This is a genomic window from Planctomycetaceae bacterium, assembly GCA_041398825.1.
In the GTDB taxonomy this organism is placed as follows: domain Bacteria; phylum Planctomycetota; class Planctomycetia; order Planctomycetales; family Planctomycetaceae; genus F1-80-MAGs062.
Window position 1 is genome coordinate 227,617 of record JAWKTX010000002.1, and the last position, 17,212, is coordinate 244,828.

The 17,212-nt window shown below is 54.3% G+C and carries 13 protein-coding genes; 1 reads left to right on the plus strand and 12 read right to left on the minus strand.

Going from position 1 to position 17,212, the window contains the following annotated elements; translation table 11 throughout:
- Positions 1-19: 19 nt before the first annotated feature.
- The 11 genes from R3C20_04805 to R3C20_04855 form a co-directional block, all read right to left on the minus strand.
- The gene (locus tag R3C20_04805) at positions 20-1,738 is read right to left on the minus strand and encodes a U32 family peptidase (GenBank protein MEZ6039801.1); all 1,719 of its coding nucleotides are present in this window, start codon (positions 1,736-1,738) and stop codon (positions 20-22) included.
- 432 nt (positions 1,739-2,170) lie between these two features.
- Positions 2,171-3,490: a UDP-glucose/GDP-mannose dehydrogenase family protein gene (locus R3C20_04810; GenBank protein MEZ6039802.1), complete on the minus strand. Its 1,320-nt coding sequence runs from the start codon at positions 3,488-3,490 to the stop codon at positions 2,171-2,173.
- Between the two features lie 2 nt (positions 3,491-3,492).
- Complete coding sequence (locus R3C20_04815; protein ID MEZ6039803.1) at positions 3,493-4,743, minus strand: glycosyltransferase family 2 protein; 1,251 nt, start codon at positions 4,741-4,743, stop codon at positions 3,493-3,495.
- The gene (locus R3C20_04820) at positions 4,740-5,465 is read right to left on the minus strand and encodes a class I SAM-dependent methyltransferase (protein ID MEZ6039804.1); all 726 of its coding nucleotides are present in this window, start codon (positions 5,463-5,465) and stop codon (positions 4,740-4,742) included. The genes R3C20_04815 and R3C20_04820 overlap by 4 nt, the downstream gene beginning before the upstream one ends.
- Before the next feature lie 271 nt (positions 5,466-5,736).
- A complete protein-coding gene (locus tag R3C20_04825) occupies positions 5,737-6,456 on the minus strand; it encodes a hypothetical protein (GenBank protein MEZ6039805.1) in 720 nt (239 codons plus the stop codon).
- A 21-nt stretch (positions 6,457-6,477) separates the two neighbouring features.
- Entirely contained in the window at positions 6,478-8,256 is a 1,779-nt protein-coding gene (locus R3C20_04830) for a trypsin-like peptidase domain-containing protein (protein MEZ6039806.1), read from the minus strand.
- Positions 8,249-9,547, minus strand: coding sequence for a hypothetical protein (locus R3C20_04835; GenBank protein MEZ6039807.1), 1,299 nt, complete (start codon positions 9,545-9,547; stop codon positions 8,249-8,251). The genes R3C20_04830 and R3C20_04835 overlap by 8 nt, the downstream gene beginning before the upstream one ends.
- 50 nt (positions 9,548-9,597) lie before the next feature.
- A complete protein-coding gene (locus R3C20_04840; GenBank protein ID MEZ6039808.1) occupies positions 9,598-10,332 on the minus strand; it encodes an ABC transporter ATP-binding protein in 735 nt (244 codons plus the stop codon).
- A 69-nt stretch (positions 10,333-10,401) separates the two neighbouring features.
- Positions 10,402-12,066, minus strand: coding sequence for an FtsX-like permease family protein (locus tag R3C20_04845; GenBank protein MEZ6039809.1), 1,665 nt, complete (start codon positions 12,064-12,066; stop codon positions 10,402-10,404).
- A gap of 40 nt (positions 12,067-12,106) precedes the next feature.
- Complete coding sequence (gene lysS, locus R3C20_04850) at positions 12,107-13,615, minus strand: lysine--tRNA ligase (GenBank protein MEZ6039810.1); 1,509 nt, start codon at positions 13,613-13,615, stop codon at positions 12,107-12,109.
- A 345-nt stretch (positions 13,616-13,960) separates the two neighbouring features.
- Entirely contained in the window at positions 13,961-14,596 is a 636-nt protein-coding gene (locus R3C20_04855; protein MEZ6039811.1) for a carboxymuconolactone decarboxylase family protein, read from the minus strand.
- 305 nt (positions 14,597-14,901) lie between these two features.
- Here R3C20_04855 and R3C20_04860 point away from each other — a divergent pair, with 305 nt between their 5' ends.
- Positions 14,902-15,756: a hypothetical protein gene (locus R3C20_04860; protein MEZ6039812.1), complete on the plus strand. Its 855-nt coding sequence runs from the start codon at positions 14,902-14,904 to the stop codon at positions 15,754-15,756.
- 44 nt (positions 15,757-15,800) lie between these two features.
- Here R3C20_04860 and R3C20_04865 read toward each other — a convergent pair whose 3' ends face one another.
- Positions 15,801-16,937, minus strand: a complete 1,137-nt coding sequence (locus tag R3C20_04865) for a DUF1559 domain-containing protein (GenBank protein ID MEZ6039813.1) — start codon at positions 16,935-16,937, stop codon at positions 15,801-15,803.
- Between the last annotated feature and the right edge of the window lie 275 nt (positions 16,938-17,212).

Genomic DNA, 17,212 nt, shown 5'->3' on the forward strand with positions numbered 1-17,212 from the left:
ACGTTGTCTGTGCTGATTCCTATGGGCGTCCACCAACGGTTTCACGCAGAGCGTTATGGTTAAGCATTTCGCCGATCTTCTTTTGCTGCATCAATTCCCGGCCTTTGGCGTACGCCGGATCATGCCAGAAGACAAGGCATCCGTTGCAGCCGCGTCCACAGCAACCGGGATTTCCTGTGCGAAGCGACTTTGGTTCTGACGGAGCGTTTTCGGCATCGCGCGCTTCGGAAAGCTTCACCTGCTGCAACTGGTACAACTGCAGATCGGGACTGGCTGAACCGCACGAAGAATCGCCGCTTCCACACGAGGTGTTGTCGCCACAACAGCTGCTGCCTGACAGTTCCATTCGCCGCGCTGTTTTGTCCAGACGGAGTCGAGCGGCTTCCGTTTCGGTCAGCGGTTTTTCCTTGCGAATCACCGTCAACAGGGGCATGCGTGCGGGCAGCGTGGCCTGATCTTCCTGTTCGAACTGCGACCAGCGAATCTTCAGTTTTCTTGGCTGCCCGGGGTGGACAACTTCAACCGGATCGGGCATTCCTTCAAGTTCAAATTCGTACAACCGCAGTCGGACATCATAGAACGAACTCTGGATGTTCTCGCCCGGAAGAACAAACTCAAGAACATCACCGGGATCCAGTCGATTGCGAACGTCCACCAGAAAACCATCGTCGGTGTATTCACAAATGTAGCCGGCGAAGACAGCATCTGATACCTGTCCGGTGTGCTGATAGCCGTGTGCCAGATTGGTGAGCTGTCCGTCATGAAACGCCAGCGTGTAACCTCTCGAAGGAACCCGGTCCAGTTCATCCATGAAGGGCTTTGGATCCCAGTTGTCGGGATCGGCCGCCCAGGCATCCATTGCCTTTCGATAAGCGCGCGCGACGACTGCCACGTAGTAAACGCTCTTGCCGCGCCCTTCGACCTTGAACGAATCAACCCCCAGTCTCAGGTACTCGTCCAGCTTTGGAAGCAGGCACAGATCCTTACTGTTCAGAATGTAGGAACCGCGTGAGTCTTCTTCGATCGGCATCAGCTCGCCGGGCCGAACGCCCTCTTCCAGCAGGAACTGAAACATGTCACGATTACTGTCATCGATTGTCAGTTCCTGAACGGTGCCGTCGTTCAGCTTCAGATGAACTTTATAGTCCCATCGACAACTGTTCGCGCAGTTGCCCTGATTGGCTCCTCGTTCGGACATGAAGTTTGAGAGCAGACAGCGACCGGAATAGGTCATACACATGGTGCCATGCACAAACGCTTCCAGCTTGATGTCCGGGCAGTCGTGTCGAATCTGGGTGAGCTCTGCAAACGACACCTCGCGAGCGAGGACCACCAGCTTCGCGCCCTGATTCTGCCAGAATCGCACCGACAGCGACGAACAGACGTTTGCCTGAGTCGATACGTGCAGGGGAATTTCCGGTGCACGTTCACGAACGTATTCGAAGACCCCCGGGTCGGCGATAATCAAGCCATCGGGATTGACCGTCTTGACGGTATCTATGAACGTATCCAGCTTGGATACGTCCTTGTTGTGGGCGAACAAATTGAGAGTCAGGTAAACCCGCACATTATGTTGGTGAGCGAATTCAACCCCTTCCAGAACATCCTGCAGCGAAAAGTCGGACTTGGTGCGCAGGCTCATGTCCGGTGTGCCCAGATAGACTGCATCGGCCCCGTACAGAACGGCTACCTTCAGCTTATCGAGTGAGCCCGCAGGCATCAGAAGTTCGGATTTCATGATCGAAGTCGTCTTAGAGCGGAGACCAATTAAGTTCGCGTTGAATGGCTCAACCCGAGTTTCATGCCACGCATGGGCCAATCCAAAAGTAAAGTGGCCCGCTGTCGGCATTCTGGACATTCTGTTTGGGGAGTAAAGTGGAATGTCGTAACTGTTTCCAGAATGAGATGCCCCCATACCACTTCGTAGCCATTTCCAGCCGTAATTGAGAGGCGATTCCGCAACTTTCGAAATCCGAGACACGCCCCGACGGCTGATTCTCACGCCGAACGAGAGAACTTTTGCGAAAATGGGGGTCCTGGCAGCCGCCTTGCCATCATTGTCGCTTCCGGGGAGAAGTTGTCTGCAAAAAGAAAAGCCGGACAATTGCGGTGTGCAATCGTCCGGCTTCGGGATGGTAATTTCGTGTGGGTGAGTTCAGAAACAGATGAGCTATGCTTCAGGCACAGGCAGGGCACTGAGTCCAATGCCGGAGTAGTAGAAGCCGCGACGTGCCATTTTCTGGCGGTCGTACAGATTTCGTCCGTCAAAGATCACCGGGGATTTCATTTTCAGCTTCACGTAGTCGAAATCCGGATTCCGGAATTCATTCCATTCCGTGACGATTGCGATGCAGTCGGCATTTTCGCAGGCATCATAGTGATGCTTGCAGTAGGTGATGCGATCGCCCATAACCTGACGAACGTTTTCTTCGGCTACCGGATCGTGAACACGAACCGACGCGCCAGCGTCCAGAAGGCTTTCAATGAGAACCAGTGACGGGGCTTCGCGAATATCGTCCGTTCGAGGTTTGAATGAAAGTCCCCAAATGGCCACCGTTCGGTCCTTCAGGTCGCCAAAGTAACTGGAGATCTTCTTGAACAGAACGTGCTTCTGATGATTGTTTGTTTCGTCCACGGTTCGAAGGATTCGAGCTTCCACATCATTGGCCGCCGCAACTGACGCAAGTGCGCGAACGTCTTTGGGAAAGCAGGACCCGCCATAACCGACTCCCGGGAACATAAATGCAAACCCGATCCGGGCGTCATGCCCCATGCCTTTGCGGACGTCGTTGATATCCGCACCAACCCGTTCGCAGATGTTTGCGATCTCGTTGATAAAGCTGATCTTGGTGGCCAGCATGCAGTTGGCGGCGTACTTGACCATCTCAGCACTTTCAATACCCATGCTGATAAACGGCTTTTCGGTGCGCAGGAACGGCTTATACAGTTCATGAAGCACATCTGATGCTTCTTCCTCGTCGACACCCACGACAACCCTGTCTGGTTTGGTGAAGTCGTCGATCGCGGCACCTTCCTTCAGAAATTCCGGATTCGATGCCGAATAAAATGGCGTCTCTGTTTTTGCCTTGATCCAGTTGGCTACCTGACGATTGGTTCCAACAGGGACGGTACTCTTGCAGATAACGACGGCTCCTGACTTCAGGTAAGGAGCCATGCCTTCCGCCGCACTCTGAACGTATTTCAGATCGGCCGCACCGTTTTCGTCCTGAGGCGTCCCCACGCAGATGAAAACGCATTTTGCATCGCTGATCGCCTGCTGGTAGTCGGTTGTAAACTTGAGTCGACCCGCAGCCGCATTCCGTTTGACCAGTTCTTCCAGTCCTGGTTCGTAAATGGGCACTCCACCATTATTGAGGAGATCGACTTTACGGGCATCGACATCAAGACACGTGACATCATTGCCGCTTTCGGCGAAACACGTTCCTGTCACCAGCCCTACATAGCCGGTACCTATCATCGTGACCTTCATTGTCAGTCTCGCTTAATACTTTCAAGTGGTTTTGAATTGGACTGTGCCTGCTGGTAATCCCGATGCAGTTGCTCCAGCAGCATCTCGATATGGTCCAGCTTCTGATACTCCGCCTGTAACTGGTTGTTTGATTCGTTCACGCTGCCTTCATCAAACGCCGCATACGCTTTCAATGCCGTGCGGGATTCACTGGCAACACTTTCAGGTGTATGCCGTCCCGTTTCCTGAGACACCGTCAATATTCCCTGACGGCTTCGGTTGCGCACAGAGTCGGCAATGTACACCGGCCGACTGCGGACCTGATCGTAGATTCGAATTACGTATTCGCCAAGAATGCTGATCCCCAGCGCATTCAGTGTGCCAAAGAGCGAAGCGAGCGTAACGACGGATGTCCATCCGGGTATTGCCAGCCCGGTGAACAGCTTGTGAAACAATACGAAGCCGATCGACGCTGCACAGATGGAGGCAGAAAGGGCGGCGATCACGTAGAAGAATGTAAGCGGGAATGCCGAGAACGAAAGGATGGCTGTTTTGGCCAGGCGAAACAGGCCCTTCAGAGAGACGCGCGGATGCTGATCATGTCGAGCGGCCCGTTCCACTGGAACTCCCGTTTGACGGAAGCCAGCCCAGCTTCGCAGGCCGGGGAAATAGCGATCCTGTTCCGGAAGCTGCTGAAGAATATCGATCACGCGGCGATCCAGCAGACCAAAGTTGCCAGCGTCCTGAGGGATCGGAGTCGATGAGACGGCATTCAGCACACGATAGAAGCTGTAGAACAGCAGTCGTTTGGGCAGAGATTCCTTGCGATTGAATCGCTCGGCATACACCACATCAAATCCCGATTCCCACTCGGTCAGAAAGTCGGGTATCGCACGGGGATCATCCTGCAAGTCCGAATCCATGACGATGGCAACATCGCCACTGGCGTAATCCAGTCCTGCGTGAACGGCAGGCTGGTGGCCAAAATTACGCGCCAGATGAACGACAACGATCCGATGGTCTTCAATCGCCAGTCGGTCCAGCAATTCACGCGATCCGTCGCTTGATCCATCGTTCACGTAAACGATTTCAAAATCGGCGGAGTTCTTCTCCAGTGCCTTCACCAGTTGACTGGTCAACTCCCTGAGGATCGCGACTTCGTTGTAAACCGGCAGCACGGCCGAGATCTTTGATGAATGTCGGTCACGATCATTGCAGTACACGGCGAATGCACCGTCAGCTTCCAGCTCTCGTTGCGGAACGTCAAACGTCATTTGCGCAGCACTCCAACAAGCGACAGCCCCATCGGGACACCAATACTGTTCAGGCACCAACGCTCAGCGGCAGCCGCCGTCAGCAGCGCACGATTCGTGAATGACGATACTTCGGGAAAATCCGGCTGGTGACGACTGGGAAACAGTTTTTCCCATCCGCGCACGGCGAGAGCTGCGGGCAAAGTGAAGCTGTTCCAGTAGTTCAGCCACTGGACACGGAACTGCGATTCTCGCGCGTGAGTCCGAAATTCCGCGATTGTGTACCTGCGGAAATGTCCGAGCTGTTCATCCCAGCGACTGTAGAGCCATGGATGGGCGGGTACGGTGATGATGACCGCTCCATCGTCTTCAAGCGAATCGTGAACATGCTTCAGAACCTGCACTGGATCCTCAACGTGCTCAAGCACATCCAGCAGGACGACAGCACGAAGCGATTGCGGTTCGACCGGCCATGGCTGGCCAAGATCATGCACGCGAACATCTTCAATGCCGCGGTTTCGAACGTGCTCGACTGATTCGGGCATCAGGTCAAACCCGGTGACGTCGTAGCCCATCTCGTTGAATTCGACGAGATTACGTCCCGACCCGATGCCACCTTCGACCAGCCGACCGGGGGGCGGGCAATGTTTGCGAAGTAAACGTGTGACGAGTTTGCGTTTCGCAACGTGCCACCAGTAATTGTCTTCGAGTTCAACGAGTTCCTGCAGGTGACTGGGGTCCATGCCGAATAGTGCTCCGAAAGGAAAAGTCTGCTTCACCGCAGCCTGAAGGGAACTCTGTTCAATACATCCAGCGAATTAACGCGCCGCCGGCGCCCGGCGTGTGACAAGAAGAGCCTATCACCTGGATGCATCGACAACGTTAAGTTCAACGGTACTTCAGGCTCTGAGCACTCATCGGCCGAAATCTGTAGGGGTCACGCCGGTTGTGTGGTGAATCAGCAACAGGAACGCATGATCGCCATAGCCGCTATGAACAACCGCATCCGTATCATCAGAATATCGCAAGACTCAGCAGTGTCATCAGAATGAACAGGATGCCACTGGTGAAAACGATCAATGACAGCCGCCGCCGCTGAGGTGGGCTCGCCTCCAGTTGTCCACTGGCAATTGAAATCAACGACGATGCCGAAACGTAGAGTGCATAAAGCAGCAGAGGTGGAAATGCGGGGGACAGCAACAGCGATCTGGTTGCTCGTTCAGTCAGCTTTTTCGTTTCGGCATTTTCAACCACCGGTTGATTTGCAATCTGCACTATTGGTGCAGCGTAGGGATTCTCAGACCGTTCCGTCTCGATGACATCCGGCAGGGAAATACTCGTCCCGTCTTCCTGCAGCGGTGCTGTTACCTCCCGGTCGTCAGTACCCCGCAACTTGCCGCAGTTCCAGCATTCATCAAATGTCCGGGCGTTGATTTCATCGCAGGCAGAACACTGCCATTCGGTCGCTTCAACATCATTCACCCGGGCCTCGCGAAGTACCTGAATTGCTTCTTGTGCACGGCTTTCCGGAACCAACAGCTCAATTCTGCGAACGGCCAGACCGTAATAGTTCAGGGAATCTGCCAGTTCGGTGCCGGTCGTCTGAACGGGTATGCCGGACGACCTCAGGATGGCAGCATCTATTTCTGCCGTCGTTGGCTGGTCATACATCCGGATGACCACAGGCCCGTCGTCACCAAATGCAGGTTGGTTGGCGGGACCTGTACGTGCCATGAGTTCCTCCCCCGCAAAACGTTACTGGGCCGGGATCCGGTCGACAACAGACTGAATTGGCAGGACCAGCGTCGACTCGCGCGCACGGCGTGCAATGATGACGCCGATAATGCGGCCACGGGCATCGATCAATGGTCCGCCGCAATCGTCAGGCTGCACAGGGATGTCACATTGCATGATCTGGCGAAAACCAGTTCGTCGCTCACTCAATGGACCCACACGGCCATCCAGAAATTCTGCTCGATGAAACATCGCTCCGGGATCACTACCCATTCTCGCCCCGGTGGTTCGTGCCTGACCGTTTCGCCACAAATCAAACTGCAGCCAGTCTCCCGGCTGGTTTGACTGGTGAATGCGTTCGACATCTTCAAATCCGCTCAACGTCTGCCCATTGATAGCATGAATGCGGTCACCTGTTCGAATCATTGCATCGGTTCCCGTGCTGTTGGGACTGACACTCTCGACAACGATCTCCGCTTTGTCGGAAAGCGAAAAACGCATTCCGAACTTTCCCTCCGCGGCTGGTTCGTCATGCATTGTTCGAGACAACCATCCGAGCTTCAGAGTGCTATCCGGTTGAAGCGTTGCCGCGACAGGGTGATCGACGAAGATGGATTCCGGATTCGGCAGCGGCTGCATTCGATCGTCGTCAGAGATATCCAATCGAAGGATCGTAATGTCGGTCGCCTGATCAGTTGCCACAACACGTGCCGAGAATCTCTTTCCATGGCGACCGACGCAACGTATGAAATGCCGGGGAACTTCGTCCCGAACCACGATACCATGGTCATCCAGCAGCGAACGTTTGGTTGCTACCAGGCCGTTACCGAGCCGTGTTCCAAGCCCGACGCGTTTCCACCGTTGCTGATCACGAACGGCATCGCTGTGATCTTCTGTGTCCTTTGTACGCGTTTCGACAATCACAGTGCGATCTTGTGCAAGTGTGTGAAGTTCAGATGGCAGATGGTTGAGTGCCCGCTCGAGTTCTTCTGATAAGTTTCGTTCTGCCTGGCCCGGGATTTCCCGGGGCACGCTGGCGACTTTTGAATCAGTCAGAAATTGTCGGACGACTTCCAGAGTCACGTGGTGATTACTGGTCAGATCGAAGCCAATTTGGCGATGGACTCCCAGCAACTGCCCCCGCAGATTGATCACGGGGCCTCCCGAATCTCCCACAGATAACGCACACGTCGTTCGGAATGAACGTTCTGTTTGATGCGTGATGGTTCCCAGGCGAACCACAGTCGAAGAATGATTTGGTTCTCGAGCCGGAAGACCTGAACTGAGCACAAACGTACCAGGCCCCTCCGGCGGCGAGACTGGCATTTCCATCGCGAGAGGGATGGGCTGCATGTCGAATTGGCCGATCACCGACGGATCGGCTAACTGCAGCACCGCCAGATCACAGTGACTGTCTCGGTGTCGTATGGTCGCAATTGCAACTTGATGCTGCGGCAATACTACACGAACCATCGGCGCTTCCTGGCCTGGCGTCGGTTCCGGTACTCCGTGGGCAACCGTGAGGATGATCCCCTCGCGATTGATCAGAACTCCGGAAGCACGATCGTTTCGGCTGATGATGCGTACGGTACCACGACGCAGGCATTCGTGGAGCCACGCTGTTTCCGGAACCGCTGGTTTTGGAACGGAATGGGCAGTCGCGTCCGGATTACGACGGCCGTCGTCTTCTGGGCTTCCTGGACAGAACGTTTCGTCCGTTGCCATAGCCTGACTCGCAAACACCTGGCATGCGAGGAGCGACAGCATGAGAATCCACGTGCGCCCAAAGTTTCTATTCACCTTCGATGTACTTCAGCTGAATGGCGGTGTTCGGCAATTTCATTTGCAATGCCTGAACTCCCTCTTCAGTGACAGCGGTTCGTGTCACTTTCAGGTCTTTAAGTTGAGTCAGGTGTTCGAGTGATGGCATGCCAGCATCCGAAACAGAGGTTGAACCCAGATGAAGGAAGGTCAGCTGGCTCATGTCTTTCAGTGCGGGCAGGCCAGCATCGGACACCTGCGTGTTGTCCACGTTCAGCCATGCCAGATTGACAAGTGGCGACAAGTGCTGAAGCCCCGTATCACTGATTGCATCGCGCCAGAGGTTCAGCTTCTTCAGTGAAGTCATCTGCCCGACAATTGCCATCCCCTGGTCATCCAGCAATGAGTTTTCGCTCAGGTCCAGATCTTCCAGTTTTTTGCAGGCTGTCAAATGTTGAAGCCCGTCGTTGCTGACCTGTGTTTTTGAGATTCGAAGTTTCTTCAGGTTTGGAAATCGTGCGACCATGGTCATTGCGTCGTCGTCCACCAGCGTACTCTTCAAATACAGTTCTTCGATGCTCGACAACCCAGCCAGGGCTTCCAGTGCTGTGCCGCTGACCCACAGGTCATCAACTGCCAGGACTTTCAGATTCTTTAATGTCGCCAGTTTGGCAACTCCGTCATCACCCACCGATGTCGCGCTGCTTTCGCCGGACAAGCGGATGGCCTTCAGCGTCGTGATCCCCGACAGTGTCTCCATAGCCGCGTCGGTGATAGCGCAGTTTCGGATATCCAGATTCGCGAGCGGGCCTTTGAAACTTCCGATCGTTGCGATGCCGGAGTCTGAAATGGGAAGTTTGTCCAGATGCAGAGATCGAAGACGTTCAAGGGGTTGAAGTATCGGCAGCGTTTCATCGCTGGATTCTGTACCTCGAAGATCAACGTCAATGATGAAACCAGCTTCGCGCTGAAGCTTTGCACCAAGTGCCTCAAGTTTTGATGAGATCTCTTTTTCCTGTGCCGCAGGTTCGGCCGAAACTTCAGTCGTTTTTTGGCTTGTGGACGGCTGGCATCCGGAGACCATCACGAATGCCGTGGCCATTCCGATGGCAGCAACTGAAGACAAACGCGCAAACAGGTGTCGAACAAACAGGTTTCGAACAAGCAACGGAACACTCCTGCCATCATGCATCAATTCGAACAACAAAGACTGCTGTAAGAATACGCAATGCGGGAGGAATTCCAAACTCAGTGAGCCGTTTGTTCGCAGGTCCAGCCAAAGATGGGCTCGAACAGGCCGCAAAGAAACACGCCGCTCGAAGCGCATCATTGCCAACGAAATTCATATCAGCCGACCGATACGGCCCCCCGGAGTCGTGTTCAGGCAGCTTCTTCGTGTGACACCGTCTGAATCTGCCCCTGCGCCAGTCGAACGATGCGATGGGCCTGCGCGGCGATGCTTTCGTCGTGTGTAACCATCACAATGGTCAGCTGACTGTCCTGATTCAGTCGATTCAGAATGTCCATAATCTCGCCGCCTGTTGACGCATCCAGATTTCCGGTTGGCTCATCGGCCAGAAGAATCTCCGGCTTGCCCACAAGGGCCCGTGCGATGGCACCTCGCTGCATTTCGCCGCCTGACATTTCGGAGGGACGATGTTTGATACGGTGCTCCAGCCCAACCTGCTGAATCATGTCCATCGCCATCTCCCGGATTTCTCGGCGTTTGCGCCAGTAGTCCAGCAGAGAGTATCGGATCATCAGCGGTGTCATCACGTTTTCGAGCAGCGTGAGTTCCGGCAGCAGATGATAGAACTGAAAGATAAAACCAAACACATGATTGCGCAGCTGATCACGAGCGTGCTGCGACAAGTTGTCGATCCGTTTTCCCTGCAGCATGACTTCGCCAATATCTGGTGCATCCAGAAGCCCCATGACATGAAGCAGTGTGCTTTTCCCGGAGCCACTCTGGCCGACCACGGAGATAAATTCCCCGCGGTTGGCTTTCAGGCCGGCTCCACGCAGAACCGGCACCTTATGTTCGCCTTTGACATAGGACTTTGTGATGGCGTCGGCGGAGATCAGCGGCGTTGTCATCTTTATGGTTTCGTTCATGATGGAAGACTCATCTGCGGCAGAAGTTCGATCACAGAAGAACGCGCGGATGCGATTCCGCAGATCAGACTATTCGTATCGGAGAGCACGCACGGGATGCAGGCGTGAAGCTCGACGGGCCGGCAATACGCTCGCCAGAACGGCAATCGCGATGGCGCCAAGAGCCACCCAGAACACCATCATGGGATTAACCTGAGTGGGGATCTCATGAAAGTAATAGATCTTTTCGTCGAAGACGCGTCGACCCGTCAGCCAGCTCAATCCGTCTTCGATTTCGTTGATGTAGTGCACAAAGAACAGCCCGATCATCACTCCGGCAAGGCTGCCAACGATTCCCAGGCCCAGACCATAGGACAGGAAGATTGACATCACGCCCTGACTGCTGGCGCCCAGGGACTTCAGGATCCCGATGTCGCGTGTCTTTTCGACAACGATCATGAAGAAGATTGCCAGAATTCCAAAACCAGCAACCGCAATGATAAGAAACAGAAGTACATTCAGGATGGCGGTTTCAACTTCCACGGCGGACAGCAAAAGGCTCTGCTTTTCTTCCCAGGTTCGTATGCTGACGGCGAACGGCGGGAAGGCGGCCTTCAGTTTCGCGACAACCTGTGCAGCATCCTGGTAGTCCTTCAGTCGAATATGGATGGCCGAAATATGGTCGACTCCATCCACGATCATTGCGCGATTACGCTGGAGTTCTTCAAGATTCATCAACACGATGCTGGAATCATATTCGCTCATTCCACTGCGAAAGATATCAGAGACAGTCGCTGTAAATTTGACGACATCAGGTGGCTGACTTGCTTTGACCGTCGAAAGAATGACGTCGTCGCCGGGATTCACCATCATGACCTTCTGAAGCTTCTTGGTTTCAGGGTTGAGGACCTGGAAGCTGACAATACCTTCACCGAGATAGACCCGAGCGGCGAGCGGCTCGGTGGAAATCGCTGCATCGGGGATATCAAAATGTTCGTCGAACGGGAGATCAATCGGCGACTCGGCCGCAGCGGAACCTGGCGTCATTTCCGTTGAAGCATCGCTCACGGCATCCGAAGCCCTGGCGATGTTCACCGGCGTGGTACTGTCGCCTGCCAGATCGAATGTGGGTTCTTCGACTGCTGCCTGAAGATTGTCCCCGGGATCTGAGTTGGTTTGGGGCAGATGGTCGAACGTTGGCGTGATTGATCGCTGTTGAAGCTGCATTGAATTCAGCTCCTTCACCTGCCGACGATATTCAATCGCTTCCGGGGTGAGTGTCCATCCCAGTGGCGTGTCCGGCGAACGCAGAGCCGGCCGGGTGACAACTCCGTCCTCGATGACCGCGTTGTAGCTGTCCAGATAGTCCTGTAGCGGGCCTACCTGTGCCTTACCTGCCGGATCAATGCCAACGATGCTGACCTGAGCAACGAACATCTCGCCACTCCAGGGGTCAGTGCATGAAATCATGCCGGGTACTTCTACTGTGGGCGTCATCGCGGCGATATAATCACCGGCAGCTTCGCGCACAATCTGCATTTGGCTCTGGCTGTCAGCGATTCCGTCCATGCTCTTGGATTCAACAACGATATCCGCCAGGAAGTTGTGAAGGCGGTCTCGCATCTCATTCGCAAAACCAGCCATCACACTGTTCACCACGATCATCGTGGCAACACCCAGCATGACGCTGATGATGCAGGCGAGGGCAATGTATTTGGTTCGAAGATAACGAACACAAAGCAGCAGCTTGTACATAGTTGGCACTCCGTTGCCCCGGGAAATCAGCTTTCCCGGATTAATCCTGTTTCTTGTCTTCCTGCTTGTCTTTTCCACCTTCATTTTCGTGCCGCAGAAGCGGGAAGAAAATGATATCGCGGATGCTGCGGCTGTTCGTCAGCAACATCACCAGACGGTCGATTCCAATTCCCAGTCCACCCGCTGGAGGCATCCCTACTTTTAATGCTTTGACGAAGTCGTGGTCCATTTTTGCCATCGAATCTTCTTCATCCTGACCTTCCAGTTGAGTCAGGAACAGTTTTTCCTGCAGTCGAGGATCGTTGAGTTCTGTGTAGGCGTTTGCCAGTTCCATCCCCCGCACAAACAGTTCGAAGCGTTCGGCAATGGCCGGATTGTCCTGCTTTCGCTTGGTCAGCGGACAAATGGCTGCCGGGTAGTCAATTACAAAGATGGGACCCTTCAGATTGTCTTCCACCGTGGCTTCGAACACTTCGCTCACAACGACATCCGGGTGCATTCCGGTTGTGTCGATCCCCAGCGATCGGGCTTTGGCTTCTACAGCGCTGGCATTTGTCATGTCGCAGCCTGCATGTTCCAGAAACAGGTCGGCGTAGGTTCGTCGAGGCCAGGGAGGTGTCAAATCCACAGAGTCGCCCTCTTCACCCCATGGTATGATCAGCGAATCTCTGATTGCTTTGGCCGCATTCGTGACGATCTTTTCGGTCAGATCCATCATTGACCGATAATCTCCATAAGCCTGGTAGATCTCAATCATCGTGAATTCGGGATTATGCGTCGCGTCCACGCCTTCGTTTCGAAAAACGCGACCAATCTCAAAGACCCGCTCGATGCCGCCAACCATCAACCGCTTCAGATGCAGTTCAAGTGCGATCCGAAGATAAAGCTCCATATCCAGCGTGTTATGGTGCGTGATGAAGGGCCTTGCCGCAGCTCCTCCGGCCACGGCGTGTAACACAGGCGTTTCAACCTCATTGAACTTTTCACCGCGAAGTGTCTGACGAACTGAATCGATGATTGCAGAACGTTGCAGCATTCGATCCAGGACACCGTCGTTGTAGATGAGGTCCAGATACCGCTGGCGGAGAAGTGTTTCAACATCCTGGACCGAATGGAACTTCTCCGGCGGCTGAGCCAGTGATTTACATAACACGGTCAATTCCGAGACCTTAACCGACGGTTCACCCGCATCAGTTCGCCAGGTTGTACCATCGATCCCGATCAGGTCACCCAGATCCAGCGCGCCCATCAGTTCCCATTGCTGGTCGCTCAGGTCGCCGCGGGAGAACAGCAGCTGAATGCGTCCCGTCTGATCCTTGATATCGTAAAACCGAAGCTTGCCAGCCTTACGACGCAACATGATGCGGCCGGCAATTCGCACGGTGGGGCCGTTGACGCCCGCTTCGGCGGGAACCTGCTCTCTCGCCGTTGCGATCCCTGTGTGGTTGTCGAATCGCTGTCCCCACGGATCCTGGCCAAGAGACTCGATTTTTTCGAGCTTCTCAAGTCGTGCAAGTTCGAATCGATCCGGTTTCTGTGGCGCCGTCATGAGTTCACGTGTGAGGTCTGTTTTCCGTCCGCACTGGCGAACGTCGGAAAATGACAACTGTTTTGAGAAGAGAGTGAGAATGGGCCAGTGCTGATTGGTGGACTCAACAACGGCGGAAAACCGGCGGATCTTGCTGAAATCAGCCGTTCAGGTCAATCCCATCCCGGTTCTCGATCAATTTCGCCGGATCCTGCCGGGATCACCGGATCCGCTACGGATTCCATGCCCAGAGATACCACACGGGTCAGAAGGGCACAGAATTGGTCAGGGAACTTCCCGGACAGCAGAAGGGAGTCTCCCGAAGGTGTGACGTTGACTTCCCGGGAATTTCACGCCAACTGAGTTTCAATTGACGCCGACAGACCGAAGAAACTGGCTGCCACAGACAATGGTTGCGGCACACTGAACGGCTTCGTAGATCGCTTCGTCCGAGATTTCCAGCTGACGTGCCTTCGCAACGTGGGAGGATGTACAGGGTTTACATCCGTTCAGGTTGCTGAGTGAGAGGTTGATCAGTTCCACCGTTTGATGGGTCAGAGATGTCCCGCTGAATGTATGGGCTCGCAGTCCGACAGACATCCCGTCAAACACGTCTGATCCGCTGATATCGCGGAACTTGAACAGCACATTGTACATGGAGTTTGTTGATCCAACTGCCATGGCTTCAATGACTTCCGTCGAATTGACACCCGCACGTTCAGCGTATGGCTTCAGGAACGACAGCCATGCCTGGCAGCCCATGTGCCCGCATGCCGCTGAAGCGACCAGCAGTTTTGTTTTCAGATCCAGTTTTCCTTCGCTCAGCACAAACTTGCGGAAATTCATGAAGTAGTCGTGCAACAAGGCTGGCACATTTGCGAAATAGCGGAAGATCTCGGGCACCTCTGACAACTCAAGAACCTCACGAATCCGCTCAAAGGTTTGTGCGACCTTGTCCACGGCATCCGATTCGTTAACTGGCTGGATAAGAGGTGTAGACATGGCTCTGATGGGAACTCCTGTGATAATGAAAGGGCTTTAGTGTCTTTGAATGAATGAGAGTGGATAGAATACGCAGATGCCGGAGAGGGAGTGAAATTTGGGGTTTGCAATCTCCACATTTCGCAACTTCCACATATCACTCCTGTTGAGCATGTGCGATGAATGATGGGCTGGAAGACGCTCTCCACATCTCCAACCTTTCACGAATCTGTTCAATTCATCGCGGCGCTGCGGAACCATGAGCGGCATCGTCCCTGCTGACTGTCCTTTCTGCCACGTATACAGCGAACCAAGTCACCTTTTCAATGAATAATACTGTCAGCATCTTCATGATTGGCCCATTGCGCGAGCCTGTGTTTGCAGCAACGGTCGAAGCAGTTCGGCGGAATGATGCCGTTCGAATTGCCGGGGAATTCGAAACAATTCCAGCGGCCATTCGACATCTGAAGCAGGGGGCACCGGCAGCGGACCTGACTATCGTTCTGCAAAGTTATCCTGAACAGTTTCAGCGGGCGGATATCGATCAGCTGATTTCCGCGACGATTTTCAAGTCGTTGGTCTGTTGTTTTGGTCCCTGGTGCGAATCGGATGGACGATCGGCACCACACTGGCCAACCACCGTTCGAATACCTGCTCGTTTTTGCCCGGATGCCATACTGGATGTTGTAAATGGTCTATCCGAGGGGCTGGAGCCACTTTCACCTCTCGCATCACCTGAGGAGGTTTACGCGTATCGGACCCTGGGTTCGGCTCTGAGACGGCCTGATACAAAAGATGGAATCGAGTCTGCTGTTTTGATCGGACAGGATCGAGCCCTGTTGCAAACGGTGCAGGACATCTGCCGCGAGTTCGGGATCAGGGTGGAATGCGTTACCGTCCACCAGCTGGTCGCAGGAACGATTGGTGTGACGGTGCCTCCGCAGTTGGCGTTCGTCGATCAGGATGGACTGCGTTCGGAGCTTTGGTTGAATGCCGCACAGCGTCGATTTCCCAGCGCTTGTGTTGCCGGGCTCACTTGGCACGTTGATCCAGACTTGAGCGATTCGTCGTTCCCGGTAATTGCAAAGCTCAATCTGGCTGCAGGCATCGAGGGATTATTGCGTGCTCTCACATCAGAGGTTCACCAAATGCAAGTGCTCGATGATCCTGATGACGATTAGGGATTTGCTCGCTCCTGACGTTCGGCGGAACGTTCGCTTCTTGTTTAGAAATCCTGATCGCTGAGATCTTCCTGTGTTTCGATTGCCGACTCGGGGCTTCGCGGCCGCGAACCGGCGGGGGAGACGAGTCGAGCGTAAACCGATGGCGCGATATCTTCGCTGACGAATCCCACCGATCCATCAACCCATGCAACATTGACACCGTTGGGATGCTGGGAATTCGGGGCCGCGAATCGGACATCATTTTCCGATCCCAGTCCGGCGGCGGTCCCATTGACAACAGAGCTGACACCGATCGAACTGCTTGCTTTCGAAATTGAATCGAATGGGTTTCGATAATTAGCAGGCCCCTGATCGTACGGAGCAATTGGCAGCACAAACGTGCAACGCCGCCAGTTTGGGCTTGCCCAGTTGGCTTTGGGACCGGCGTTGGCAAGACCAGCGTGTGAGTTTTCAGAGAGCAGGATGGTTTGGCTGCTGCCATCGTAGACTCTATCCAGAGAAAAGCTTCCGTGACTCCACGATCTGGTGATCATCGCGGAGTCGGCGCCAGGTTCACGCACTTGCCAGAACATGCCCGTATCACGGTGGGCGTCTGCATCTTCAGCGTCGATGTCAGGTGTGGCCATAGAATTGGTGGTGTTATTGCGATTCCAGTTGATCTGACCGGCATCCCAAAAATTGTCCTTTGCACCGACCGACATGTAACCATGGTTCACGACGTAACTCAACTGGCGGGGCTCCGATGGTCTGGTCGTATCATCGGGGCAATACAAAACGCGAACAGGAATCGAACCCAGCTCTGAATTTGCAGGGCTATCAAAGGGTTGGTCGAAATTCCATCGATCGGCAATATCTCTGCGGTCCACGTACGGCAGAAGAGATACAACCCAATTCTGCATGGGGCGGAACCTCCCGCCGTCGCGGTGCTGAAATCGTTGTGATGCCGGCAAATGACCCTGATGAGCACCCGCGTAGTTGTGCATCGCCAGTGCGAGATTCTTCAGGTTATTCCGGCACGACAACAGATGCGATGAACCGCGTGTGACTCGAATTGACGGCAGAATCAATGCCAGCAGTGTTGCAACGATGGCCACAGAAACGGCCAGGTCCACAAGTGAAAATCCACCGCGTTGCGGTCGTTGCCCGAATCTCTGCCGCCCGAATATCGTTCGCCCCATTGTGTCCCCCATTCGACATTGCCGGCCAGTACGATTGCCTTCAATCCAAAGGTTGCAATCGCGTAGGGGGGAGTAACGATGTCGTGCAGCAGAGTTCCGTATCCTGCTACGGAAAAATTATCCTGATTGTCAGGAAAGATCCTTGCTGAGGAGCAACTTCGAAGACACTGCCCAAATGCATCAATCGGCACTGCGAATCAGTCTGGTGATTTGAGAACTGCGCCGAAAGACGGCTCCGGGGCGAACATGGCAGGCAGGGATCCGTCGCCCGGCGC